At 70.8% G+C, this 24,538-nt stretch carries 22 protein-coding genes, 1 tRNA gene and 1 pseudogene; 13 read left to right on the top strand and 11 right to left on the bottom strand.

All coding sequences use genetic code 11. The features are described 5' to 3' along the window. The first annotated feature begins 143 nt into the window (after positions 1–143). From acs to ACWDUZ_RS10050, 5 genes are all read left to right on the top strand, one after another. Positions 144–2,099, top strand: a complete 1,956-nt coding sequence (gene acs / locus ACWDUZ_RS10070; protein WP_451631330.1) for an acetate--CoA ligase — start codon at positions 144–146, stop codon at positions 2,097–2,099. Between the two features lie 257 nt (positions 2,100–2,356). Further along, positions 2,357–3,796 carry a Na+/H+ antiporter NhaA gene (gene nhaA, locus ACWDUZ_RS10065; RefSeq protein WP_451631329.1) on the top strand — a complete coding sequence of 480 codons (1,440 nt, stop codon included), beginning with the start codon at positions 2,357–2,359 and terminating at the stop codon, positions 3,794–3,796. A 59-nt stretch (positions 3,797–3,855) separates the two neighbouring features. Then, the gene (locus ACWDUZ_RS10060) at positions 3,856–4,350 is read left to right on the top strand and encodes a phage holin family protein (RefSeq protein WP_306188706.1); all 495 of its coding nucleotides are present in this window, start codon (positions 3,856–3,858) and stop codon (positions 4,348–4,350) included. After that, positions 4,347–5,297, top strand: a complete 951-nt coding sequence (locus tag ACWDUZ_RS10055) for an alpha/beta fold hydrolase (protein WP_451631328.1) — start codon at positions 4,347–4,349, stop codon at positions 5,295–5,297. The genes ACWDUZ_RS10060 and ACWDUZ_RS10055 overlap by 4 nt, the downstream gene beginning before the upstream one ends. Positions 5,298–5,510: 213 nt before the next feature. Beyond that, on the top strand, positions 5,511–5,690 hold the full coding sequence (locus tag ACWDUZ_RS10050) for a hypothetical protein (protein WP_451631327.1): 180 nt from the start codon (positions 5,511–5,513) through the stop codon (positions 5,688–5,690). Positions 5,691–5,724: 34 nt separating this feature from the next. Here ACWDUZ_RS10050 and ACWDUZ_RS10045 read toward each other — a convergent pair whose 3' ends face one another. From ACWDUZ_RS10045 to nth, 3 genes are all read right to left on the bottom strand, one after another. Further along, a complete protein-coding gene (locus ACWDUZ_RS10045; RefSeq protein ID WP_451631326.1) occupies positions 5,725–6,924 on the bottom strand; it encodes a MarP family serine protease in 1,200 nt (399 codons plus the stop codon). A gap of 127 nt (positions 6,925–7,051) precedes the next feature. Next, on the bottom strand, positions 7,052–7,774 hold the full coding sequence (locus tag ACWDUZ_RS10040) for an NUDIX hydrolase (RefSeq protein ID WP_451631434.1): 723 nt from the start codon (positions 7,772–7,774) through the stop codon (positions 7,052–7,054). 182 nt (positions 7,775–7,956) lie between these two features. Continuing rightward, on the bottom strand, positions 7,957–9,078 hold the full coding sequence (gene nth / locus ACWDUZ_RS10035; RefSeq protein WP_451631325.1) for an endonuclease III: 1,122 nt from the start codon (positions 9,076–9,078) through the stop codon (positions 7,957–7,959). A gap of 387 nt (positions 9,079–9,465) precedes the next feature. On the opposite strand from nth, the gene ACWDUZ_RS10030 reads away from it, so the two are divergent. Next, positions 9,466–10,140, top strand: coding sequence for a Crp/Fnr family transcriptional regulator (locus ACWDUZ_RS10030; RefSeq protein WP_028421034.1), 675 nt, complete (start codon positions 9,466–9,468; stop codon positions 10,138–10,140). A 384-nt stretch (positions 10,141–10,524) separates the two neighbouring features. Here ACWDUZ_RS10030 and ACWDUZ_RS10025 read toward each other — a convergent pair whose 3' ends face one another. From ACWDUZ_RS10025 to ACWDUZ_RS10010, 4 genes are all read right to left on the bottom strand, one after another. After that, positions 10,525–11,355 carry an MBL fold metallo-hydrolase gene (locus tag ACWDUZ_RS10025; protein ID WP_451631324.1) on the bottom strand — a complete coding sequence of 277 codons (831 nt, stop codon included), beginning with the start codon at positions 11,353–11,355 and terminating at the stop codon, positions 10,525–10,527. A gap of 46 nt (positions 11,356–11,401) precedes the next feature. Then, complete coding sequence (locus ACWDUZ_RS10020) at positions 11,402–12,274, bottom strand: NUDIX hydrolase (protein ID WP_451631323.1); 873 nt, start codon at positions 12,272–12,274, stop codon at positions 11,402–11,404. Between the two features lie 308 nt (positions 12,275–12,582). After that, entirely contained in the window at positions 12,583–13,047 is a 465-nt protein-coding gene (locus tag ACWDUZ_RS10015; RefSeq protein ID WP_451631322.1) for a RidA family protein, read from the bottom strand. Next, positions 13,044–13,202 carry a DUF4177 domain-containing protein gene (locus ACWDUZ_RS10010; RefSeq protein WP_107473408.1) on the bottom strand — a complete coding sequence of 53 codons (159 nt, stop codon included), beginning with the start codon at positions 13,200–13,202 and terminating at the stop codon, positions 13,044–13,046. The genes ACWDUZ_RS10015 and ACWDUZ_RS10010 overlap by 4 nt, the downstream gene beginning before the upstream one ends. A 219-nt stretch (positions 13,203–13,421) precedes the next feature. On the opposite strand from ACWDUZ_RS10010, the gene ACWDUZ_RS10005 reads away from it, so the two are divergent. Together ACWDUZ_RS10005 and ACWDUZ_RS10000 are read left to right on the top strand one after the other, a co-directional pair. Further along, positions 13,422–14,408, top strand: coding sequence for an ArsA family ATPase (locus ACWDUZ_RS10005; RefSeq protein ID WP_451631321.1), 987 nt, complete (start codon positions 13,422–13,424; stop codon positions 14,406–14,408). Then, positions 14,405–15,868 (top strand): ArsA family ATPase, encoded by a 1,464-nt coding sequence (locus ACWDUZ_RS10000; RefSeq protein ID WP_451631320.1) that lies wholly within the window; start codon positions 14,405–14,407, stop codon positions 15,866–15,868. Before ACWDUZ_RS10005 ends, ACWDUZ_RS10000 begins: the two co-directional genes overlap by 4 nt. Before the next feature lie 23 nt (positions 15,869–15,891). On the opposite strand, the gene wblA is transcribed toward ACWDUZ_RS10000, so the two are convergent. Further along, complete coding sequence (gene wblA, locus ACWDUZ_RS09995; protein WP_451631319.1) at positions 15,892–16,230, bottom strand: transcriptional regulator WblA; 339 nt, start codon at positions 16,228–16,230, stop codon at positions 15,892–15,894. 494 nt (positions 16,231–16,724) lie between these two features. Between wblA and ACWDUZ_RS09990 the strand changes: the two genes are divergently transcribed. Next, positions 16,725–19,013: a transglycosylase domain-containing protein gene (locus ACWDUZ_RS09990; protein ID WP_451631318.1), complete on the top strand. Its 2,289-nt coding sequence runs from the start codon at positions 16,725–16,727 to the stop codon at positions 19,011–19,013. A gap of 229 nt (positions 19,014–19,242) precedes the next feature. Here the strand turns inward: ACWDUZ_RS09990 and ACWDUZ_RS09985 are convergent, their stop codons facing one another. After that, the gene (locus ACWDUZ_RS09985; protein WP_358865179.1) at positions 19,243–19,707 is read right to left on the bottom strand and encodes a GatB/YqeY domain-containing protein; all 465 of its coding nucleotides are present in this window, start codon (positions 19,705–19,707) and stop codon (positions 19,243–19,245) included. 181 nt (positions 19,708–19,888) lie between these two features. On the opposite strand from ACWDUZ_RS09985, the gene ACWDUZ_RS09980 reads away from it, so the two are divergent. From ACWDUZ_RS09980 to ACWDUZ_RS09970, 3 genes are all read left to right on the top strand, one after another. Further along, entirely contained in the window at positions 19,889–20,815 is a 927-nt protein-coding gene (locus tag ACWDUZ_RS09980; RefSeq protein WP_451631317.1) for a metallophosphoesterase, read from the top strand. 245 nt (positions 20,816–21,060) lie between these two features. After that, the gene (locus ACWDUZ_RS09975) at positions 21,061–21,783 is read left to right on the top strand and encodes a Pr6Pr family membrane protein (RefSeq protein ID WP_451631316.1); all 723 of its coding nucleotides are present in this window, start codon (positions 21,061–21,063) and stop codon (positions 21,781–21,783) included. A 33-nt stretch (positions 21,784–21,816) separates the two neighbouring features. Then, positions 21,817–21,890, top strand: a tRNA-Pro gene (locus ACWDUZ_RS09970). A 71-nt stretch (positions 21,891–21,961) separates the two neighbouring features. Here ACWDUZ_RS09970 and ACWDUZ_RS09965 read toward each other — a convergent pair. Both ACWDUZ_RS09965 and ACWDUZ_RS09960 read right to left on the bottom strand, forming a co-directional pair. Further along, a pseudogene (locus ACWDUZ_RS09965) lies at positions 21,962–22,235 on the bottom strand (tyrosine-type recombinase/integrase); the annotation flags it as partial. Positions 22,236–22,320: 85 nt separating this feature from the next. Next, on the bottom strand, positions 22,321–23,697 hold the full coding sequence (locus ACWDUZ_RS09960) for an NAD(P)-binding domain-containing protein (protein ID WP_451631315.1): 1,377 nt from the start codon (positions 23,695–23,697) through the stop codon (positions 22,321–22,323). Positions 23,698–24,111: 414 nt separating this feature from the next. Between ACWDUZ_RS09960 and ACWDUZ_RS09955 the strand changes: the two genes are divergently transcribed. Beyond that, a complete protein-coding gene (locus tag ACWDUZ_RS09955; RefSeq protein WP_451631314.1) occupies positions 24,112–24,486 on the top strand; it encodes an ArsR/SmtB family transcription factor in 375 nt (124 codons plus the stop codon). Positions 24,487–24,538 lie beyond the last annotated feature (52 nt).

The raw sequence follows: 24,538 nt of genomic DNA, 5'->3' as shown, positions 1-24,538 counted from the left end.
AGGCAGCGGACGCAGCTCGAGCAGGCACATGGAGGTTCGACAACAGGTCTAAACCAATCTACCGTCGGCCCTTGTCAGCGAGCCCCCGGGTCTGATGAGCTGTGGCCTGGGACACAACGGACACCCTGAGAAAGGGAGATGTCGTGAGCAACGAAAGCCTGGCCAACCTTCTGAAGGAGGAGCGACGCTTCGCGCCGCCCGCTGACCTGGCCGCAGGAGCCAATGTCACGGCCGAGGCGTACGACCAGGCCAAGGCTGACAGGCTCGGCTTCTGGGCCGAGCAGGCCCGCCGGCTGACCTGGGCCAAGGAGCCGACCGAGACCCTCGACTGGTCGAACCCGCCCTTCGCCAAGTGGTTCAAGGACGGCACGCTCAACGTGGCGTACAACTGCGTGGACCGCCATGTGGAGGCCGGGCTCGGCGACCGCGTCGCGATCCACTTCGAGGGTGAGCCCGGTGACAGCCGGGCCATCACCTACGCCGAGCTGAAGGACGAGGTCTCCAGGGCCGCCAACGCCCTGCTGGAACTGGGCGTCCGGAAGGGCGACCGGGTCGCCATCTACATGCCGATGATCCCGGAGACGGCGATCGCGATGCTGGCCTGCGCCCGCGTCGGTGCCGCGCACTCCGTCGTCTTCGGCGGCTTCTCCGCGGACGCGCTCGCCACCCGTATCCAGGACGCCGACGCCAAGGTCGTGATCACGGCCGACGGCGGCTACCGGCGCGGCAAGCCGTCCGCGCTCAAGCCGGCCGTCGACGAGGCGATCGGGCGCGTGGACAACGTCCGCAACGTCCTCGTGGTCCGCCGCACCGGTCAGGAGGTCGCCTGGGACGACAGCCGCGACCTGTGGTGGCACGAGGTCGTCGGCCGGCAGTCGGCCGAGCACACCCCGGAGGCGTTCGAGGCCGAGCACCCGCTGTTCATCCTCTACACCTCCGGTACCACGGGTAAGCCGAAGGGCATTCTGCACACCTCGGGCGGCTACCTCACGCAGGTCGCGTACACGCACTGGGCCGTCTTCGACCTCAAGCCGGAGACGGACGTCTACTGGTGCACCGCCGACGTCGGCTGGGTCACCGGCCACTCGTACATCGTGTACGGGCCGCTGGCCAACGGCGCCACGCAGGTGATGTACGAGGGCACTCCCGACACCCCGCACCAGGGCCGTTTCTGGGAGATCGTGCAGAAGTACAAGGTCAGCATCCTGTACACGGCGCCCACCGCGATCCGTACGTTCATGAAGTGGGGCGACGACATCCCCGCGAAGTTCGACCTGTCCTCCCTGCGCGTGCTCGGCTCGGTGGGCGAGCCGATCAACCCCGAGGCATGGATCTGGTACCGCAAGAACATCGGCGCGGACCGGACGCCCGTCGTGGACACCTGGTGGCAGACGGAGACCGGCGGCATCATGATCTCCCCGCTGCCGGGCGTGACCGACGCCAAGCCCGGCTCCGCCCAGCGCCCCCTGCCCGGCGTCAGCGCGACCGTCGTGGACGACGAGGCGAACGAGGTGTCCAACGGCGGCGGTGGCTACCTGGTGCTCACCGAGCCGTGGCCGTCGATGCTGCGCACCATCTGGGGCGACGACCAGCGCTTCATCGACACCTACTGGTCACGCTTCGAGGGCCGCTACTTCGCCGGTGACGGCGCCAAGAAGGACGACGACGGCGACATCTGGCTGCTCGGCCGGGTCGACGACGTCATGCTGGTGTCCGGCCACAACATCTCCACCACCGAGGTCGAGTCCGCGCTCGTCTCCCACCCCTCGGTCGCCGAGGCGGCCGTGGTCGGCGCGGCGGACGAGACGACCGGACAGGCGATCGTCGCCTTCGTGATCCTGCGCGGTACGGCCGCCGAGACCGAGGACCTGGCCGCCGAGCTGCGCAACCACGTGGGCGCCACGCTCGGCCCGATCGCCAAGCCGAAGCGGATCCTGCCGGTGGCGGAACTGCCCAAGACCCGCTCCGGGAAGATCATGCGGCGCCTGCTGCGCGACGTGGCGGAGAACCGGCAGCTCGGCGACGTCACCACGCTGACGGACTCCACCGTGATGGACCTCATCCAGGCGAAGCTTCCGGCGGCGCCCAGCGAGGACTGAGGCCCGAGCGAGGACCGAGCGACCCGCGCGCTCGGTCAGGACTGAGCACGGCCCGAAGGGGCACCCGGCGGCAGACGCCGCGGGTGCCCCTTCGGGCCGTTCAAGAGCGCACCCGCACACATGGCGAGCGAAGCCGCGCCTCAGCTTAGGTAAACTAAACAAAGCGACGTCAACGCAAGCAGATCCACAAGATCCTCAGGTGTGCCGGGAAGTCTGGTCGGCATGTGCTCGTTCCTGCCCACCGACCGGAGGTTCCCGTGGCCGCGCCCCGCACCAACACCACCAGCAAGTTCCTCGGACGCCTGTCCCTGCCCGAGCGGAACTTCCTCGCAGACGCGCTCCGCACCGAGACCGTCGGCGGCGTCCTGCTGCTCCTCGCCGCGATCGCCGCCCTTCTGTGGGCGAACATCCCGGCCCTGCACGGGAGCTACGAGAGCCTCGCCCACCACCACCTGGGTCCCGCCTCCCTGGGCCTGAGCCTGTCCGTCGAGCACTGGGCCGCCGACGGACTCCTCGCGATCTTCTTCTTCGTGGCCGGGATCGAACTCAAGCGCGAGCTGGTCGCCGGGGACCTCAAGGACCCCAGAGCCGCGGTCCTGCCGGTGGTCGCCGCGCTGTGCGGCATGGCGGTCCCCGCCGTCGTCGACGTGCTCACCAACCTCACCGGCGGCGGCTCGCTCGGCGGCTGGGCGGTGCCGACCGCGACCGACATCGCCTTCGCGCTCGCCGTGCTCGCGGTCATCGGCACCTCGCTGCCCAGCGCCCTGCGCGCCTTCCTGCTCACCCTCGCCGTCGTCGACGACCTGTTCGCCATCCTGATCATCGCGGTCTTCTTCACCGACAGGCTGAACCTCGCCGCCCTCGGCGGGGCCGTCGCCGGACTTGCAATCTTCTGGCTGCTGCTGCGCAAGGGCGTGCGCGGCTGGTACGTGTACGTACCGCTCGGCCTGGTCATCTGGGGGCTGATGTACAACAGCGGGGTGCACGCCACCATCGCGGGCGTCGCGATGGGCCTGATGCTGCGCTGCACACGGCGCGAGGGCGAGGCCCACTCCCCCGGCGAGCACATCGAGCACCTCGTGCGGCCCCTGTCGGCGGGCCTGGCCGTACCGCTGTTCGCACTGTTCAGCGCGGGAGTGTCGATATCCGGCGGGGCGCTGGCGGACGTGTTCACCAAGCCCGAGACGCTCGGCGTCGTCCTCGGTCTGGTCGTCGGCAAGACGCTCGGCGTCTTCGGCGGGACGTGGCTGACCGCCCGGTTCACCAGGGCGTCGCTGAGCGAGGACCTGGCCTGGGCCGACGTCTTCGCCCTCGCCTCGCTCGCCGGGATCGGCTTCACCGTCTCCCTGCTCATCGGCGAGCTCGCCTTCGCGGGCGACGCGGCCCTCACGGACGAGGTCAAGGCCTCCGTCCTCGTCGGTTCCCTGATCGCGGCGGCCCTGGCCACGGTCCTGCTGAAGCTGCGCAACGCCAGATACCGGCGGCTGTGCGAGGCCGAGGAGCGCGACGAGGACCTCGACGGCATACCGGACGTGTACGAGCAGGACGACCCCACGCACCACCTGCGCATGGCCGGCATCCACGCGCGCAAGGCCGCCGAACACCGGCGGCACGCCGAGCTCAGGAAGGCCGAACATGCCGGACGGCGTGCCGAAGTACCGGGCGGGGCAAGCGAGGAGAACGACAGTCCGGCATGATCTGACGGGACGGTACAAAAGCAGCACCGTTCCCAGTCAGGCAGGAGAGGGAGATTGCGATGAGCGCACCCGACGGCAGCCCGGTCGGCGCCGAACGCAGCATCGGCCAGCTGTTCGCCTCGGCGACGACCGAATTGTCGGCGCTGGTGCATGACGAGATCGCACTGGCCAAGGCCCAGCTGAAGCAGGACGTCAAGCGCGGCGCGGCGAGCGGCGGCGCGCTCTCGGCGGCCGGCATCGTCCTGGTGTTCTCGCTGCCGATGCTCAACTTCGCCCTGGCCTACGGCATTCGGACGTGGAGCGGCTGGAACATGGCGGTCTGCTTCCTGCTGTCCTTCGCGGCCAACGTCCTGCTCGCCGGCCTCCTCGCGCTGATCGGCCTGGTGTTCGCGAAGAAGGCCAAGAAGAGCAAGGGCCCGCAGAAGGTGGCCGCGTCGATGAAGCAGACGGCGGGTGTCCTGCAGAACGCCAAACCGCACCCGCGTCCGGAGCGTCCCGCTCTGGAGGACCGGACACCCGAGGCCATCGAAGCTGTGGCACGCTCGTCCTCATGACGGACCCCGCCACCCCTTCGGCGCATTCGCCCTCGGTCGTACGGATCGACGTGCCCGGCGACCGGAAGGTGACGCACCGGGACGTCGCCGCCAACGGCGCTCGCTTCCACATCGCCGAGCTCGGCGACGGCCCGCTGGTGCTGCTGCTGCACGGCTTCCCGCAGTTCTGGTGGACCTGGCGGCACCAGCTGATCGCACTCGCCGACGCGGGATTCCGGGCGGTGGCGATGGATCTGCGGGGCGTGGGCGGCAGCGACCGCACCCCCCGCGGCTACGACCCGGCCAACCTGGCCCTCGACATCACCGGCGTGGTCCGCTCCCTCGGCGAACCGGACGCCGCCCTGGTGGGCCACGACCTGGGCGGCTATCTGGCGTGGACGGCCGCGGCGATGCGCCCCAAGCTGGTCCGGCGCCTGACGGTGGTCTCCATGCCGCACCCGCGGCGCTGGCGCTCGGCGATGCTCGCGGACGTCCGGCAGACCGCGGCGAGTTCCTACATCTGGGGGTTCCAGCGGCCCTGGATCCCCGAGCGGCAGCTCACCGCCGACGACGGCGCGCTGGTGGCCCGTCTGGTACGGGACTGGTCGGGACCGCGGCTGCCGGACGACGAGGCGGTCGAGACCTACCGCCGGGCCATGTGCATCCCGTCCACGGCGCACTGCTCCATCGAGCCCTACCGCTGGCTGGTGCGCTCTCTGGCCCGCCCCGACGGCATCCAGTTCTACCGCCGGATGAAGCGCCCCGTGCGCGTGCCCACCCTGCATCTGCACGGCTCCTTGGACCCGGTGCTGCGGACCCGCAGTGCGGCCGGTTCCGGCGAGTACGTCGAGGCGCCGTACCGCTGGCGGCTGTTCGACGGGCTGGGCCACTTCCCGCACGAGGAGGACCCGGTGGCGTTCTCCGCCGAGCTGGTCAACTGGCTGAAGGATCCCGAGCCCGACCGGTGACCGCGTGACGCGTGACGCGTGACGCAGCGTGAGGATCTCGGCCCGGCCGGTCATGGCGCGTTCCGCGCCGGGTGACCGGTCGGTGACGCTCGCCGGTGCGCCCGGTATCCGAACGTGAACACCTGTCCTTCGAACGGCCATTTGCCCGGCGCATAGGCCAATTGATGCGTCCGTGGGAGGTTATCGACCTTGGGCAGGGGCAGACATCGCAGTATGGGCTGGACGCACGACTACAGTGACGTAGCACGCACCCGCCGTTCGGCGAGCGGTCCGAGCTCCCTCCATGAGGGCGCCCGGCAACTGACGGACGCGGACCCCAGGGTGGGCATTCCGCGCATTCTGCGCCGCCGGGCCCGCTGGGTCTCGATGCGCCTGCGCCACCACCGCGGCTGATCCGCTCCGTCGGCCTCGAGAGCCCGGCACCGGTCTACATCGCGCAGCTGTCGCTGTCCACCTGCTGGTTGGCGGCCCGTCCCTTGGCGATGTCCTGCCGGATCTCGTCCGCCGTCAGCGCGTACCCGGTGTCGGGGTCGTCGAGCGACTTGGCGAACACCACGCCGTAGACCTTGCCGTCGGTGGTGAGCAGCGGGCCGCCCGAGTTGCCCTGGCGGATGGTGGCGTAGAGCGAGTAGACGTCGCGGCCGACGTTGCCGCGGTGGTAGATGTCCGGGCCGTTGGCGGTGATGCGCCCGCGCACGCGCGCGGCACGCACGTCGTACGACCCGTTCTCCGGGAAGCCGGCCACGATCGCGCCGTCGCCGCTGCGTGCGTCCTTGTCGGCGAACCGCAGGGCGGGTGCCTTCAGGTCGGGCACGTCGAGCACGGCGATGTCGCGGCGCCAGTCGTAGAGGACGACTTTGGCGTCGTACCTCCTGCCCTTGCCGCCTATCTGGACGGTCGGTTCGTCGACGCCGCCGACGACATGCGCGTTGGTCATGACCCGGCGGTCGCCGAAGACGAACCCGCTGCCCTCCAGCACCTTGCTGCAGCTGTGCGCGGTGCCGACGACCTTGACCACGGAGCGCTGGGCGACGGCGGCGACGGCGCTGTGCCGCAGGGCCTGGTCCGGGGGCCGCACCTCGGTGATGGGCTCGTCGGCGAACGGGCTGAAGACCTGCGGGAAGCCGTTCTGCGCGAGGGCCGAGGTGAAGTCGTCGAACCAGGTGTTGGCCTGTGTGGGCAGCACCTCGGAGACCCCGATCAGCACCTTGGAGCTGCGGACCTCCTTGCCGACGGTCGGTATCGTCGTGCGGCCGATGAGCGAGCCGATCAGCCAGGCGACCAGCAGCAGGGCGGCGACGTTGACCAGGGCGCCGCCGGTCGCGTCCAGGGCGCGGGCCGGGGACCAGGTGATGTGCACGCGCAGCTTGTTGCCGAGGTGGGTGGTCAGGGCCTGTCCGACCGAGGCGCAGACGATGACGATGATGACCGCGACCACGGCCGCGGTGGTGCTGACCGGTGTGTTGTCCGTCACCGCGTCCCAGAGGACCGGGAGCACGTAGACGGCGGCCAGGCCACCGCCGAGGAAGCCGATCACCGACAGGACGCCGACGACGAAGCCCTGGCGGTACCCCACGACCGCGAACCACACGGCGGCGACCAGCAACAGGATGTCCAGCACGTTCACCGCGTCGAGCCTCGCCTCGTCGTCTTCCGATTCCCACAGTCCGGCCGAGGCCCGCCCCGCCGTTCAGCGGCACAGGACACAGCGTCCTCCCCAGGCCCCGGCCGGAACGGCACGGATCCCCACCCTGTCATGCCCGCCAGTCGAGTGGGACCTGCTTATCGCGGTCCCAGGGCAGCTCCCAGCCCGCGTAATGCAGCAGGCGGTCGATGATTCCGGCGGTGAACCCCCAGACGAGGGCCGATGCGACCAGGAATGCCGGACCTCTGTGGCCGCTGGGGTGGATGGCCATGGCCCGGTTGCCCGGGTCGGTGAGATCCGCCACGGGGACCGTGAAGACCCGGGCGGTCTCGGCGGGGTCGACCACACCGACCGGGCTGGGCTCGCGCCACCAGCCGAGCACGGGGGTGACCACGAAGCCGCTGACCGGGATGTAGAGCCGGGGCAGCACGCCGAAGAGCTGTACGCCGTCCGGATCGAGGCCGGTCTCCTCCTCGGCCTCGCGCAGCGCGGCCCGCAGCGGACCCTGGCCCTTCGGGTCGCCGTCCTCGGGGTCGAGCGCTCCGCCGGGGAAGGACGGCTGGCCGGCGTGGGAGCGCAGCGAGCCGGCCCGCTCCATGAGTAGCAGCTCGGGCCCGCGCTCGCCCTCACCGAACAGGACGAGCACGGCGGACTGGCGCCCCGCCCCGTTCTCCGGGGGCAGGAAGCGGCTCAGCTGCACCGGCTGGACCGTCTCGACGACGCGCACGACCGGCCGCAGCCATACGGGCAGCCCGTCCTTGCTGAGCACGATCGCACCGTCGTGCGACCCGCTCACCGGCCCGTGTGCCGGCCCCTGTGCCGTCCCGCGCATCGTCTCGTGTGCCGGCCCTTGTGCCGTCCCGCTCGCCGTGTCGCCGGCCCTCGTCATCGCCACCCCCGTCCCGATCGCCGTACTGCCGTGTCCAACGCCCGACGGCACCGGGATCGTTCCTCCCGATCCGCCCGAACCGCCGGTTGCGCCGAAACCGTGGGACTCCGTCGGCTTCGCCGGGGTCATCCGGCGGCTCCCAGGGGCGGGGCCGGCTTGCCGCCCGCGTCCAGGTACGCCTGCGGGGGCTTGAGGCGCTGGCCCGGGAAGCCGCCCTTCTCGTACTTCAGCAGCTTCTTCGCCTTCTCCGGGTCGGTCTCGCCCTCGCCGTACGCCGGGCAGAGCGGGGCGATCGGGCAGGCGCCGCAGGCGGGCTTGCGGGCGTGGCAGATACGGCGACCGTGCCAGACGACGTGGTGGGAGAGGTCGGTCCAGTCGCTCTTGGGGAACAGCGCGCCGACGGCCGCCTCGATCTTGTCGGGGTCGGTCTCCTCGGTCCAGCGCCAGCGCCGCACCAGCCGCTGGAAGTGGGTGTCCACGGTGATGCCCGGGTGTCCGAAGGCGTTACCGAGGACCACGAAGGCGGTCTTGCGTCCGACGCCCGGCAGCTTGACCAGGTCGTCCAGCCGGGCCGGTACCTGCCCGCCGAACTCCTCCACCAGCGCCTTGGACAGACCCATCACCGACTTGGTCTTGGCCCGGAAGAAGCCCGTGGGGCGCAGGATCTCCTCGACCTCCTCCGGGTTGGCGGCGGCGAGGTCGTCGGGCGTGGGGTACTTCGCGAACAGGGCGGGCGTCGTCTGGTTGACCCTGAGGTCCGTGGTCTGCGCGGACAGGACGGTGGCGACCAGCAACTGGAAGGGGTTCTCGAAGTCCAGTTCGGGGTGGGCGTACGGGTAGATCTCGGCGAGCTCGCGGTTGATGCGGCGGGCACGGCGGACGAGAGCCGTACGGGACTCACCCTTCGGCGGCTCGGGGGCGAGGGTCTTGGCGGGCGCGGCCTCGCGCAGGACGACGGTGGCCTTCGGCGGCGCGATGGTCACCTTCTTGGGCGGGCGGGCCTTGCTGATCGGGATGGCCTTCTTGGCGGCGGTCTTCCCGGCGGAGGCGGTCTTCCCGGCGGAGGCGGTCTTCCCGGCGGAGGCGGTCTTGCCGGCGGTCTTCTCAGCGACCGGCTTCTTGGCCGGAGCCTTTTTGGCAGGGGCAGCCTTTTCGGCAGGGGCAGCCTTTTCGGCAACTGCCTTCTTGGCAGGGGTCCCCTTCTTGGCGGAGCCCGTCTTCTTGGCGGCGGCCTTCTTGGCGGACACCGTTCCCTTAGCCCCGGTGGAGGCGGAGGCCGTCCTCCTGGACTTGCTCCCGGAGGCACCTTTGGCCGCTTCCGCCGCTTTCCGGCCGCCGCCGGGCTCATGTTCGCCCACAGCGGAATCCTGTTGCGCAGCCACCTGCCCAGCCCCCTAGACCTGTGCTCTCACCGGCGATTTGGACACCCGGCCAGCCTAAAGCCCTGCACCGACATCCGCCCGGGACCTTGAAGATCAGCGTCCGATCGGACCCCTGCCGCGTACGTCTGGACACCTGTGCGGCATCCTTGTGACAGATCACACTGTTTGGACCGTCCGGCAAAATGGGGAACACGGTCCCCTGGCGCACCGGGGGAGCAAGATCCCCTGAGCAGGTCGACAAGGAGAGAACTCGTGGACGACGTTCTGCGGCGCAATCCGCTCTTCGCGGCGCTCGACGACGAGCAGGCCGCGGAGCTTCGCGCCTCCATGACGGAGGTGACTCTCGCCCGTGGCGACTCCCTGTTCCACGAGGGCGACCCGGGCGACCGCCTCTACGTGGTCACCGAGGGCAAGGTGAAGCTGCACCGCACCTCCCCCGACGGCCGCGAGAACATGCTGGCCGTGGTGGGGCCCGGCGAGCTCATCGGCGAGCTGTCCCTCTTCGACCCCGGCCCCCGCACCGCGACGGCGACCGCGCTGACCGAGGTCAAGATGCTCGCCCTCGGCCACGGCGACCTCCAGCCCTGGCTGAACGCCCGGCCCGAGGTGGCCGGCGCACTGCTGCGCGCCGTCGCCCGGCGCCTGCGCAAGACCAACGACCAGATGTCCGACCTGGTCTTCTCCGATGTGCCGGGCCGCGTCGCCCGCGCCCTGCTGGACCTCTCGCGCCGCTTCGGCGTGCAGTCCGAGGAGGGCATCCACGTCGTGCACGACCTGACGCAGGAGGAGCTGGCCCAGCTGGTCGGTGCCTCCCGTGAGACGGTCAACAAGGCCCTGGCCGACTTCGCCCAGCGCGGCTGGCTCCGCCTGGAGGCGCGCGCGGTCATCCTTCTGGACGTGGAGCGGCTGGCCAAGAGGTCCCGCTGACACGGCACCCGCACGGGCACGTCCCGGACGAGGTTCCGCCCGAGGACCTCTCCCCAGGATTCACCCCGCAGGGGGACATCGCGCGCGAGGGTTCCCTCGCGCGCGTGCCGTACGGCTTCGACGCCGACCTGGACCCGTGTGACGGGCCGCCCCGCTCCGTACAGCGGCCGCATCCGGCCGCGGGCCGGTCGGCGGCCTGATCGACGAGGCACTGACTAGGCTAGTGATGTGGCCGGAAAGGTTTGCCGGAGAGCTCGCGGCGTCCGGTGCGGTACGTCGCAAGGCGGAGCATCATCCGTGTACTGGATGTACTCGGGTGATGCGACAACGCGGCGAGGTGCCGGGCCGGGCGTCGCGAGCCGGTGAACCTTTCCGGTCACAGCACTAGATCAGCCCGTGTTCCTTCAGGTAGTCCAGTTGGGCCCGGACCGACAGCTCCGCCGCCGGCCACAGGGAGCGGTCGACGTCGGCGTAGACGTGCGCGACGATGCCGGCCGGGGTGCGGTAGCCGTCCTCGACGGCCGTCTCGACCTGGGCGAGCCGGTGGGCGCGGTGGGCGAGGTAGTACTCGACGGCGCCCTGGGCGTCCTCCAGGACGGGGCCGTGCCCCGGGAGGACCGTGTGCACTCCGTCGTCGACCGTGAGGGACCTGAGCCGTCGCAGCGAGTCCAGATAGTCGCCGAGGCGGCCGTCGGGATGGGCCACGACCGTCGTGCCGCGCCCCAGGATCGTGTCGCCGGTGAGGACGGCCCGGTCGGCCGGGATGTGGAAGCAGAGCGAGTCCGCGGTGTGGCCGGGGGTCGGTACGACCCGCAGCTCCAGGCTGCCGACGGTGATCACGTCGCCCGCGCCCAGGCCCTCGTCGCCGAGCCGCAGGGACGGATCCAGGGCACGCACGCGCGTGCCGGTCAGTTCGGCGAAGCGGGCGGCGCCCTCCGCGTGGTCGGGGTGACCGTGGGTCAGCAGGGTCAGGGCGATCCGCTTGCCGGCCTTCTCGGCGGTGTCGACGACATTGTTCAGATGGCTCTCGTCCAGCGGGCCCGGATCGACGACGACGGCCGGCTCGGAGTCGGGCTCGGAGACGATCCAGGTGTTGGTGCCGTCCAGGGTCATGGCGGAGGCGTTGGGCGCGAGGACGTTGACGGCCCGTGCGGTGGCGGGGCCGGAGAGGACGCCGCCCCGGGGCTGACCGGGGAGCGCTGATGCGTCCGTCATGCGAGGGGACCTTCCTGGGCGTCGGTCGAGTGGTGCCGGCGCGCCGTCACTCGGGCGTCGTACCGCCGTTGGGGATGTGCTTGGTGAACTCGTCGTGGCCCGGCCAGGACAGGACGACCTCGTCGCCGACCAGGCGGGCCCGGGCCAGCACGGGGGTCAGATCACGGGAGGGCGCGGCCGCGAGGGCCTCGGTGGGAGAGCCGTAGCCGACCAACTGGCGCAGGGTGGCGACGGTGGGCGGCAGCATCAGCAGTTCGCCCTTGTCGTAACCGGCCGCCGCGTCCTCGGGGCGGATCCACACCGTGCGGTCGGCCTCCGTGGAGGCGTTTCGGGTGCGCTGGCCCTCGGGGAGGGCGGCGACGAAGAACCAGGTGTCGTAGCGGCGGTGTTCGAACTCGGGGGTGATCCAGCGGGTCCAGGCGCCCAGCAGATCCGAGCGCAGCGCCAGACCCCTGCGGTCCAGGAACTCCGCGAAGGACAGCTCACGGGCCACCAGGGCGGCGCGGTCGGCCTCCCAGTCCGGGCCCGTGGTGTCGCCGACGACCGAGTCCGGGTCGGGGCCGGCGAGCAGGACGCCCGCCTCCTCGTACGTCTCCCGGACGGCCGCGCAGACGATCGCCTGGGCCTCCGCCTCCGCCACGCCGAGCCGGTCGGCCCACCACGCGCGCGTAGGACCGGCCCAGCGGACCCGGAGGTCGTCGTCGCGGGGGTCGACGCCCCCGCCGGGGTAGGCGTACGCGCCTCCGGCGAAGGCCATGGAGGCGCGTCTGCGCAGCATGTGCACGGCGGGCCCGGCATCGGTGTCCCGCAGGAGCATGACGGTGGCCGCGCGCCTGGGGGTGACCGGTGTGAGGGTGCCGTCCGCGAGCGCGCGGATGCGGTCCGGCCAGTCCGGGGGAAACCACTGCCCATTCGCCATGGGCGGAGGCTATCCCGTGGTGGGCGAATGTTCGAGAGGTGCCCGAGGTCAGGGGCCTGCCGCGCACGCTCTTGTGACGTCGGTGGCGGCCCCGCGCCCGCCATGAGCCCCGGTGCGTCGGTCCGCTGCGCCACGGCCCGCCACAACCGGTCGGCGATGCACCGTCCGCACGGCCAGTGGGCTATGTCACCGTCGGCACGGCCGGTCGGCTATGTCACCGTCCGCACGGCCGGTCGGCCACGTCACCGTCGGCGCGACCGGCCCGCACCGGCACCGTGGTCGCCGATGGCCCGCACCGGCGCCCTCCGCTACGGCACCAGCTCGACCTGGATCTCCACCTCCACCGGCGCGTCCAGCGGCAGCACGGCCACGCCGACCGCGCTGCGCGCGTGCACGCCCTTGTCGCCCAGGACCTCGCCCAGCAGCTCGCTGGCGCCGTTGACGACGCCGGGCTGGCCGGTGAAGTCCGCGGCCGAGGCGACGAAGCCCACGACCTTCACGACGCGCGCGATGCGGTCCAGGTCGCCCGCGACGGACTTGACGGCCGCGAGGGCGTTCAGCGCGCAGGTGCGGGCCAGCTCCTTGGCCTCCTCGGGAGTGACCTCCAGGCCCACCTTCCCGGTGACCGGCAGCTTGCCGTCGACCATCGGCAGCTGGCCGGCCGTGTAGACGTACGGCCCGGACTGCACGGCGGGCTGGTAGGCGGCCAGCGGAGGCACGACCTCCGGCAGCGTCAGACCGAGTTCGGCCAGCTTGGCCTCGACCGCGCTCATGCCTGCTTCTCCCGCTTCAGGTAGGCCACCAGCTGCTCGGGGTTCGGCCCGGGCACGACCTGGACGAGCTCCCAGCCGTCCTCGCCCCAGGTGTCCAGGATCTGCTTCGTGGCGTGGACGAGCAGCGGCACGGTCGCGTATTCCCACTTCTTCATGTGGCCGACTGTATCCGCTGCGGTCCGCCGGGCAGCGGCCGACCACACGGCGGTTGTCCGCCCGGCGCACGAGCGACGGCGAGGGCGGTCGGCCGCCGTGCGCACGGCCGTCGGCGGCGGTGGTGGTCCACGTTTTCCACAGGGCGGGAGGCCGACCACGACGCCGGTTGTCCACAGCCTCCCGCGTGCTCGGAGCGCGGACTGGTTAGTCTCGAAGGCGTGAGCAGGCTCCAGGTCGTCAGCGGCAAGGGCGGGACCGGAAAGACGACGGTCGCCGCCGCCCTTGCGCTGGCCCTGGCCACGGAGGGGAAGCGGACGCTCCTCGTCGAGGTCGAGGGCCGGCAGGGCATCGCACAGCTCTTCGAAACCGAGGCGCTGCCCTATGAGGAACGGAAGATCGCCGTCGCTCCGGGGGGCGGGGAGGTGTACGCCCTCGCCATAGACCCCGAACTGGCTCTGCTGGACTACCTCCAGATGTTCTACAAGCTGGGCGGCGCGGGCCGGGCCCTGAAGAAGCTCGGCGCCATCGACTTCGCCACCACCATCGCGCCGGGCCTCAGGGACGTCCTGCTGACCGGCAAGGCGTGCGAGGCGGTGCGCCGCAAGGACCGCGGCGGACGGTTCGTCTACGACTACGTGGTCATGGACGCACCGCCGACCGGCCGCATCACCCGCTTCCTCAACGTCAACGACGAGGTGGCCGGCCTCGCCAAGATCGGGCCGATACACAATCAGGCCCAGGCGGTGATGCGGGTGCTGAAGTCGGCGGAGACGGCCGTGCACCTGGTGACGCTGCTGGAGGAGATGCCCGTCCAGGAGACCGTGGACGGCATCGCGGAACTGCGCGGCGCCCGCCTGCCGGTGGGGCGCGTCATCGTGAACATGGTGCGGCCGCAGCTGCTGGACGCGGCTGACCTGGAACTCGTACGGACCGTGCCGCGGGCCTCCCTCGCCCGGTCGCTGTCCGCCGCCGGGCTCGGCGGCGCACGGCGCGGCGGGCACGCGGAGCGCCTGGTGGAGCCGCTGCTCGGGCAGGCGGAGGAGTACGCCGAGCGGTACGCCCTGGAGGAGGAGCAGCGGTCCGTCCTGGGCGAGCTCGGTCTGCCGCTGCACGAACTGCCGCTGTTCGCCGAGGGCATGGATCTGGCGGGCCTGTACGAACTGGCGACCGAGCTGCGCAAGCAGGGATTGCAGGAAATGTCATGAGCCCGGATCCGGCCCCGGCGAGGGAGACCACGCGCGCGCACGAGGCGTCACTCGGCGCCCGTCGCCTCGCGCCCGCGCGTGTGCTCGACATCGACCCGCTGCTCGACGACCCGGACACGCGGATCCTGGTGTGCTGCGGCTCGGGCGGTGTCGGCAAGACGACGACGGCGGCGGCCCTCGGGCTGCGCGCCGCCGAGCGCGGCCGCAAGGTGGTGGTCCTGACGATCGACCCCGCCCGCCGCCTGGCCCAGTCCATGGGCATCGACTCGCTCGACAACGTCCCCCGCCGGGTGAAGGGCACCGAGGGCGAGGGCGAGCTGCACGCCATGATGCTCGACATGAAGCGCACCTTCGACGAGGTCGTCGAGGCGCACGCCGATCCGGAGCGGGCGGCCGCGATCCTGGCCAACCCCTTCTACCAGTCGCTCTCGGCGGGCTTCGCCGGCACGCAGGAGTACATGGCGATGGAGAAGCTGGGGCAGCTGCGGGCGCGGGACGAGTGGGACCTCATCGTCGTCGACACGCCTCCCTCCCGCTCGGCGCTGGACTTCCTGGACGCGCCCAAGCGGCTCGGTTCCTTCCTGGACGGCCGGCTGATCCGGCTGCTGACGGCGCCCGCGAAGCTGGGCGGGCGCGCGGGAATGAAGTTCCTGAACGTCGGCATGTCGATGATGACCGGCACCCTCGGCAAGCTGCTGGGCGGTCAGCTGCTCAAGGACGTGCAGACCTTCGTCGCCGCGATGGACACCACGTTCGGCGGCTTCCGTACGCGCGCGGACGCCACGTACAAGCTGCTCCAGGCGCCCGGGACGGCGTTCCTGGTGGTCGCGGCCCCGGAGCGGGACGCGCTGCGCGAGGCCGCGTACTTCGTGGAGCGGCTGGCCGCGGAGCGGATGCCGCTGGCCGGTCTGGTGCTCAACCGCGTCCATGGCAGCGGCGCCGGCCGGCTGTCGGCCGAGCGGGCGCTCGCCGCCGCGGAAAATCTTGAAGAACCCCGCATTGTGGATCAGGGAGGCGGGAAAGCTGGACTTCGTAACTCTCCCGAAACGTACGGCGGTTCGGACTCCCCCGAACCTTCACCCTCTTCTCCCGATCCCGTCCCGGCGCCGTCCGCCGACGAGCTGCCCGACGAGCCGTCGGACGCACTGCCTGGCGAACAGACGCCCATGGACTCCGTCCAGGCGTCCGTGGACTCCGTCCAGGCGTCCGTGGACCCGGTCCGGGCGTCCGTGGACCCCGTCGACCAGGTGACCGCGGGCCTGCTGAGACTGCACGCCGAGCGCATGCAGCTGCTCTCTCGCGAGCAGCGCACGCGAGACCGCTTCACCGCCCGCCACCCCGAGGTGGCGGTGGCCGAAGTCGGTGCGCTGCCCGGCGACGTGCACGACCTCGCAGGGCTGCGGGACATCGGCGCCAGGCTCGCGGACAACCGCCGCGAGCTGCCCGAGCCCGGCGAGTGACGGAGGCACCCTCGTGGGTGCCCTCAGCTCACCGCCGCGTAGTTCTCGTACACCTGCTCGTCGTCGAGGGGCACCAGTCCGGCCCCGCGCTCGTACTCCATACGAGCGGTCTCCAGCAGCCGGCGCCACGAGGTGACGGTCGGCCGTCTGCGCAGCAGTGCGCGGCGTTCACGCTCCGTCATGCCTCCCCAGACCCCGAACTCGACGCGGTTGTCGAGCGCGTCGGCGAGACATTCGGTGCGTACCGGGCATCCGGTGCACACCGCTTTGGCCCTGTTCTGCGCTGCTCCCTGAACGAACAGTTCATCCGGATCGGTAGTGCGGCAGGCCGCCTGCGCACTCCAGTCGGTTACCCAGCCCATACCGGCGCCGTCCTCTCCCGAATCGAGGCTCCCCCACGGCGGCAGCGGCATATTCACCGCCGCCAGTTGAGGACGTTACGGAAGGTGGGCACAGCGCAACACCCCCTGCGGGCCCAATCTTGAATGGCCCGAACGGACTATGGGTTAGCGGCAGATCACCCGGGGGAGTGAGGTGGCGACATACACGACGATCCCGGCAGAACAGGACGATTGTGTTACGTCACAACGGACGCCAGATGGCACACGAGGCGATTTCGGGCACGCCACACACGCGCGAGGGACGCGCCGGGCCACCCGACGGGCACCGCATCAACTCCTCCGAACCGCCCCCGGAACACCCCCGGTCAGCACCCCGATCAAAAAAGTCGGGGGAACCGGGAACGTTTCGAGGCCGCCGGACGTATTGATACGTGGCCGCACTGCTGTGACAGTTGAGAGCAGCTTAGGCCAATGCCTGTACGTGTGTCCGGCGAATGAGAACGTAGGCTGCCCTCATGCCAAAGAAGCGCTCGGGCGGAGGCCTGTCGCCCACGCAGCAGGCCGCCAAGTTCCTCGGTGTCAGTGTGCTCGCGGGGGCGGTGATGGCCGGCATCGCGCTGCCCGCGGCCGGCGCGCTCGGCCTGGCGGCCAAGGGGTCGGTCCAAGGGTTCGACGACATCCCCGCCAACCTCAAGCGTCCGCCGCTCAGCCAGCGCACCACCATCCTGGACAGCAAGGGCCAGCCGCTCGCCCAGGTCTACTCCCGGGACCGCACGGTGGTGGAACTGAAGGACATCTCGCCGTACATGCAGAAGGCCATCGTCGCGATCGAGGACGACCGCTTCTACGAGCACGGCGCGATCGACCTGAAGGGCGTGCTGCGCGCGCTGAACAAGAACGCCCAGAGCGGCGGAGTGGCTCAGGGCGCCTCCACCCTCACCCAGCAGTACGTGAAGAACGTCTTCGTGGAGGAGGCCGGAGACGACCCCACCAAGGTCGCCCAGGCCACCCAGCAGACCCTCGGCCGCAAGGTCCAGGAACTGAAGTACGCCATCCAGGTCGAGCAGGAGCTGGGCAAGAAGAAGATCCTCGAGAACTACCTGAACATCACCTTCTTCGGTGAGCAGGCCTACGGCATCGAGGCCGCCTCCCAGCGCTACTTCTCCAAGCACGCCAAGGACCTCACCCTCCCGCAGGCGGCCTTGCTGGCCGGCATCGTCCAGTCGCCGAGCCGCTACGACCCGGTCGGCGACGAGGCGGAGGCCACCAAGCGGCGCAATGTCGTGCTCCAGCGCATGGCCGAGGTCGGCGACATCTCGCAGGCGGAGGCCGACCGGGCGAAGAAGCAGCCGCTGGGCCTGAAGGTCACCCAGCCGCGCAACGGCTGCATCACCGCGGTCAAGGACTCGAGCTTCTTCTGCAAGTACGTCGAGCAGGTCTTCCTCAACGACCCGGTCTTCGGCAAGACCCGCGCCGACCGGGCCAAGATCTGGAACCAGGGCGGCCTGACCATCCGTACCACCCTGGACCCGAAGGCCCAGGCCTCGGTGCAGGCCTCGCTGAAGCAGCACATCTACCAGTCCGACCCGGTCGCGGCGGCGGCCGTGCTGGTCGAACCGGGCACCGGCAAGGTCCTGGCGATGGGCCAGTCCAAGCCGTACGGCTACGGCAAAAACCAGACCGAGATCAACTACTCGGTCGGCAGCGACCGGGGCGGCTCGAACTACGGCTTCCCGACCGGTTCGACGTTCAAGCCGTTCGTGGCGGCCGCGGCGATCGAGGGCGGCAAGCCGCCGTGGCAGGAGTACTCGTCGCCGTACAAGATGCCGTACCCGAGCCCGGTGCAGGCGTGCGACGGCAAGCAGTGGCTCAACAAGGACCACGACACCGTCGAGAACGAGAGCACCTCGGAGCACGGCCCGTACGCCATGAAGGAGGCCATGGCGAAGTCGGTCAACACCTACTTCGTGCAGATGATCTCCGACATCGGCCTGTGCCCGGTGGTCGGCATGACCGACAAGCTCCACGTGGTGCAGGGCAACGGCGACAAGCTGCCGCAGACGCCGTCCATCGCGCTCGGCGCGGTGGGCATCTCCCCGCTCACGATGGCGAACGCGTACGCCACCTTCGCCTCCCGCGGGGTGTACTGCACCCCGATCGCCATCGAGTCGATCAGCCAGAAGATCGGCGGCCAGGAGAAGACGCTGGCGGTACCGAAGTCGACCTGCTCGCGCGCCATGTCCGTGAAGACCGCGGACACCGTCAGCACACTGCTCCGCGGCGTGATCGACTCCGGCACGGGCCGGCAGGCGGGCCTCTCGGACCGCGACAGCGCCGGTAAGACGGGTACGACGGACGAGCGCAAGAACGCGTGGTTCGTCGGCTACACGCCGAACCTGGCGGGCGCGGTGTGGGTGGGCAGTGCCACCCAGAAGGTCAAGATGACCAACATCCGCATCGGCGGCGTGCCGCACGCGCTCGTCTACGGCGCCGACGTCCCCGGCCCGATCTGGCGGGACGCGATGACCGGCGCCCTCCAGGGCAAGCCGGTCCTGCCCTTCCACCTCGTCGACATCCCCGACAAGGAGAAGGACAAGAAGAAGGACAAGGACAAGCACAAGGGCCGCGGGCGCGACGACGGGCACAACGGTGACACCGGCGGCCTCATCGGGGGCCTCTTCGGCGGCGCGACCGACGGCGGCGCGACCGGGGGCGCCCCGGACCCCGGCGCCTCCACCCCGGCGGGCTTCGTCCAGGGCCAGGACGGCGGCATCCACGGGAACGGGAACGGAGGCCGGCGCTGACGGCGGCTGTCGCTGCTGACGGCCGCTGACTGTCGCAGGCGGCGCGGCTGACGCGACAGGAGCGTCGGACGGCGACAGGGACGGCCGACAGCGGCAGGGACGTACGAACGCACGAGCAAGGGGCGCACGGCGGAAAGCCGGCGCCCCTTCGCGTGCGGCTCCTCGCGCCCCCACCGGGAACGAACCGGAGCGGACGGGCGTCCGCCGGGCGCGGGCCGGACCAGCAGGATCAGCCGGCCAGCAGCTTCTTCACCGCGGCGGCGACACGACCGCCCTCGGCCTGCCCCGCGACCTTCGGGTTCACGATCTTCATGACCGCGCCCATGGCACGCGGACCCTCGGCGCCGGCCGCCCGCGCCTCCTCGACGGCCTGGGCGACGATCGCGTTCAGCTCGTCGTCGGACAGCTGCTTGGGCAGGTACGCGGCCAGCACCTCGCCCTCGGCCTTCTCCCGCTCGGCCGACTCCGTACGGCCACCCTGGGCGAAGGCCTCGGCCGCCTCACGGCGCTTCTTGGCCTCCTTGGTGATCACCTTGAGGACCTCGTCGTCGGAGAGCTCGCGCTTCTCCTTGCCCGCGACCTCCTCCTTGGTGATCGCGGCGAGCGTCAGGCGGAGCGTCGAGGAGCGCAGCTCGTCGCGCTCCTTGATCGCGGCGTTGAGGTCTTCGTGCAGCTTCGACTTGAGCGTGGTCATGCTCCTGATTGTCGCAGGTACGGCAACGCCGGTGCGCGGATATTCACCGGTGCCGCGCGCGTGGCCACCGCCCGGCCCGGCCGCGGCGTCCGTGCGGGGCCGTCCCTGCGGAACGTCCGTACCGGACGTCCCCACACGGCCCAATTTCCGCTGTCCGGCCCGCTCCTGAGACGATGGACGCATGCGCGCGCGATACCGAGTTCCCCTGGGCATCACGGCGGTCGCGACCGCCGGTCTCCTCTACTCGGCGGGCTTCGAGGCCCGCTCCTTCCGCCTGCGGCGGGTGACGGTCCCCGCACTGCCCTCCGGCATGCGCCCCCTGCGCGTCCTGCAGGTCTCCGACATCCACATGGTCAGCGGCCAGCGCAAGAAGCAGCGCTGGCTGCGCTCGCTGGCCGGTCTGCGCCCGGACTTCGTGATCAACACCGGGGACAATCTCTCGGACCCGGAGGGTGTGCCGGAGGTACTGGACGCGCTGGGCCCGCTGATGGAGTTCCCGGGCGCGTACGTCTTCGGCTCCAACGACTACTACGGCCCGAAGCTGCGCAACCCCGCCCGCTATCTGCTGGAGAAGGCCAGCGGCCGGCACGGACTGAACGGCAACGCCCCGGCGGTCGGCGCGATCCACAACCCGTGGGAGGACCTGCGCAACGGCTTCGACGAGGCGGGCTGGCTCAACCTGACCAACACGCGCGGCATGCTCAAGGTCGAAGGCGTCTCGGTGGAGCTGACCGGCCTGGACGACCCGCACATCAAGCGGGACCGTTACGCGAAGGTGGCCGGCGGCCCGTCCGGCGTGGCGGACTTCTCCATGGGTGTGGTCCACGCCCCGTACCTGCGCACCCTGGACGCCTTCACCGCGGACGGCTACCCCCTGATCCTGGCCGGCCACACCCACGGCGGCCAGCTCTGCATTCCCTTCTACGGCGCCCTGGTCACCAACTGCGACCTGGACACCGACCGGGTGAAGGGCCTGTCCACGCACACCTCCGAGGGCCGCACCTCCTACCTGCACGTCTCGGCCGGCTGCGGCACCAACCGGTACACCCCGGTCCGTTTCGCCTGCCCTCCGGAGGCGACACTGCTGACGCTCGTGGGCCGGGACTAGCCGGGCGGTAACCCGGCCGGCCCACTCCGATCGCCGGTCATGGCCTCCCTCCCTACGGTGAGGTCATGACCGCCGCCCCCACTCCCCCCACGCCGGATCCGCCCCCACCAGCGGAAACGCTGGAAGCACCACTTTCAGCGGAAGCAGAACCACCCCCCGAACCAACACTGCCACCGCTACCGCCCACCCCTTCATTCCCCCGAGAGATACCGGATCTCCCCGCGATCCCGGGCATCTCGGCAGTGATGCCCGGGAGCGTCCCGGCGACCGCGGTGATGAGCCCCGTCCGGCGCCCGTGGACGGGGGTGTACCGCCTGGTGATCGCCGCGGTCGCCGCGGCGGCGGTGACCGCCGACATGGTGATCGGCCCCCCGCTGCGCGTCCTGAGCCACTTCGCGATCCAGTGCAACATCGCGGTCGTGCTGCTCCTCACGGTCTCGGCCCGCAGGGCCTGGGCCGCCCGCAGCCCCGTCCCCGCGACACTGACCGGCGCCATGGTGCTCTACGTCACGGTCTCCGCCCTGGTCCACCATCTGCTGCTGACCGACACCTCCCCACCGTTCTCGATCACGGGCACCCCCGGCACCCACCCCCTGTGGCAGTCGACGGCCGGCCACCTCCTCCACACGGCGGTGCCGATCGCCGTCCTCCTGGACTGGCTCCTGCTGACCGCCCCCGCCCCTCTGCGCCTGCGCCAGGCGACACCGTGGCTGCTCTACCCCCTGGCCTACCTGGCCTTCTCCCTCGCCCGCGGCGAGCTGCTCCCCGCGGGCACGACGGACCGCTACCTCTATCCCTTCCTCGACGTCGCCCGGCACGGCTACAAGCACGTCCTGGCCAACGCCCTGCTCCTGGGCCTGTCCTGCTACACCTTGGCCGTCCTCCTCGTGGCCGCCGACCACACCCGCCCGAACCTGATCCGCCGCCACCCCAAAACCGGATTTCGTCTCCGGCCACCGGTGGGCTAAAGTAAACGTCGTCGCCGCGACAAGCAGCGACATCGGGGTGTAGCGCAGCTTGGCAGCGCGCTTCGTTCGGGACGAAGAGGTCGTGGGTTCAAATCCCGCCACCCCGACGCCGGTCAGAGGGCCAATCGCATGATCGCGATTGGCCCTCTGTCGTGCTCGGGGGGCCAAACGAATTTGATCAGGCCACCGCGTCGCCCTCTTCCTGGCCCTCCGTGTCCTCCCCTTCCTGATCTTCCGCGAAGATGTCTTCCATCGCTTCGGCGCCCTGCGTGATCACGGGCCGGAGCTGCTTGCGGTAGACCGTCTCCGTGGTCGCCTGGCTGCTGTGACCGACCAAGAGCGCGATCCGCTCCAAGCGGGATGCCGTGGTCGGAGAGCAGGGACACGAAGCTGTGCCGGAGCTCCCGCGGCGTCCACTCAGGCTTCAGCCCAGCCTTCTTCACGATGGCCTTAGGCAGTGGGCGGGCAGGACCGCGCGGGGCCGCGACCGGTTCCCTGTTCCGGTCGCGGCTCCGTCATTGCGTGTGTTGAGACCAGTCACGAGCCGCAGCAGCCGCCCGCCGGGGCCCCTTCGGCAGATGTCTTCGTGCCGAGCTGGATCAGCTGCGGTGCCGGGGCGCAGCATCCGCCGGTTTCGTCCGCTTCCGGGGCGTCGAACAGCCCTGCTCCACCGCACACGCCGGTTGCCGGGAGGGTGAGTTCGACGCGGTCGGCGGACTCGATGTCCCCGTCGATGGCGGCCACGACGGAGCGAACCTGCTCATAGCCGGTCATCGCCAGGAACGTCGGAGCGCGGCCGTAGGACTTCATGCCGACCAGGTAGACGCCCTGTTCGGGGTGGGCCAGTTCCCGGTGGCCGTGCGGGTATACGGTGCCGCAGGAGTGCTGGTTGGGGTCGATCAGCGGAGCCAGCTCGACCGGGGCCTGGAGGCGCTCGTCCAGGCCGAGGCGGATCTCCGACAGGAACGACAGGTCCGGCCGGAAGCCGGTCAGCACGATCATCTCGTCCACCGGTTGCAGGCGGCGCCCGTCCTCGGCGACCACGACCAGGCGGCCGTCGCCGTCGTGCTCTATCGCCTCGGTGCGGAAGCCCGTGACGGCGTCTGCGTGGCCCTCGTCGACTGCGGCCTTTGCGGCCAGGCCGAGGGCGCCGCGAGCCGGGAGCTGGTCGGCGGTGCCGCCGCCGAAGGTAGAGCCGGAGATACCGCGGCGCAGGATCCACACCGCGTGCGTTCCAGCACCGTCGCCTGCCTTGGCCAGGTCGGCGAGGTAGGCCAGCGCCGTGAACGCGGAGGCGCCGGAGCCGATGACGGCGGTGCGCTTGCCCGCGTACCGGGCTCGTACGGCCGGGTCCTTCAGGTCCGGGACACGGTAGGCGATGCGGTCGGCGGCCGCGCGCTCGCCGAGCGCGGGAAGTCCGCTGCCGCCGGCGGGGCTGGGGATCATCCAGGTGCCGGAGGCGTCGATGACAGCGCGGGCGAACAGCCGCTCCTCCCGGCCGTCGGTGTACTCGACGTGGACGACGAAGGGCTGAGCTTCGCGGTCGGCGTCGACGATCCGGTCACGGCCGGTGCGGGAAACGCCGGTCGCCCGGGCGCCGGTCCGCACGCGATCGCCGAGGACATCGGCGAGCGGCTGCAGGTAGAGGTCGGCCCAGTCACCGCCGGAGGGGTAGGAGGCGGGGTCGGGCTTGACCCAGCCGGTCGGGGCGAGGAGCTTTTCGGCGGCCGGGTCGGTCAGCTCGCTCCAGGTGGAGAACAGCCGCACGTGACTCCACTGGCGTACCGCGCTTCCCGCTGTGGTGCCGGCTTCAAGGACGAGCGGTTGGATGCCGCGCTCGACCAGGTGGGCCGCGGCGGCCAGGCCGGCCGGCCCGGCTCCGATGACCACGACGGGCAGGTTCTGCTTTTCCATGGCGAGTGTTCCTCGGTGTCGTTGCGGCGCGCGGTTGGTTCAGCGGAGGGGGGCGTGGGTGGCAAGCGTGAGGTAGGTAGCGCGACACTCGGCATCCGCCCGGCACGCAGCGCCGCATACCTCCGCGCAGCTGTCGCAGACCTGGATGCCGACCAGGTGCCGGGCGGTGGAGCGGGCGAGAACGCCTCGGATCCAGGCGGACATGCGGACTCCCTGTTTCGATTCCTGTCGATGTCGTGCGCGGCAAGCATGGCACCTGTATCGATAGGCGTCAACATAGACATTCATCGAATCTAGAGTCGCTTCACAGAGCATGTAGACCTCGCGGTGACCGGCGGCGGCCAGTCGGGGGCCACCCGCCTGCGGCGCCGGTGACTCTGGCCCGCCTGCTTCGACATGTGTCAACATAGACGTATGTCGAATGTCAACGTGCTGCCGCTGCTCGAGCCCGACGGTCAGGGTGTGGCACCGTGCTGCCCGCCGCTGACCGAGCGGCCTATGACCGCCGAGGAGGCCGAGACGACCGCCCGCATGTTCAAGGCGCTCGGCGACCCGGTCCGACTCCGGCTGTTTTCTGCCGTCGCCTCACACGAGGGCGGCGAAGCGTGCGTGTGCGACATCTCCGACGTCGGCGTCTCCCAGCCGACCGTCTCCCACCACCTGAAGAAGCTCAGGGAGGCCGGACTCCTGACCTCCGAGCGGCGCGGCACCTGGGTCTACTACCGGGTGGAGCCGTCCGTGCTGGCCGCCATGGGCCAGTTGTTGACCAAGGCGTCGACCGCAGCCTGACAGTCAGCCCTACGCAACCCCAACAGCCACGAGGTCTGCCGGAGCTGCCCGA

The organism is Streptomyces sp. NPDC003393 (genome assembly GCF_053589015.1).
Note: the sequence above shows the minus strand (reverse complement) of the source record. Positions and strands in the feature narration are given on the sequence as shown.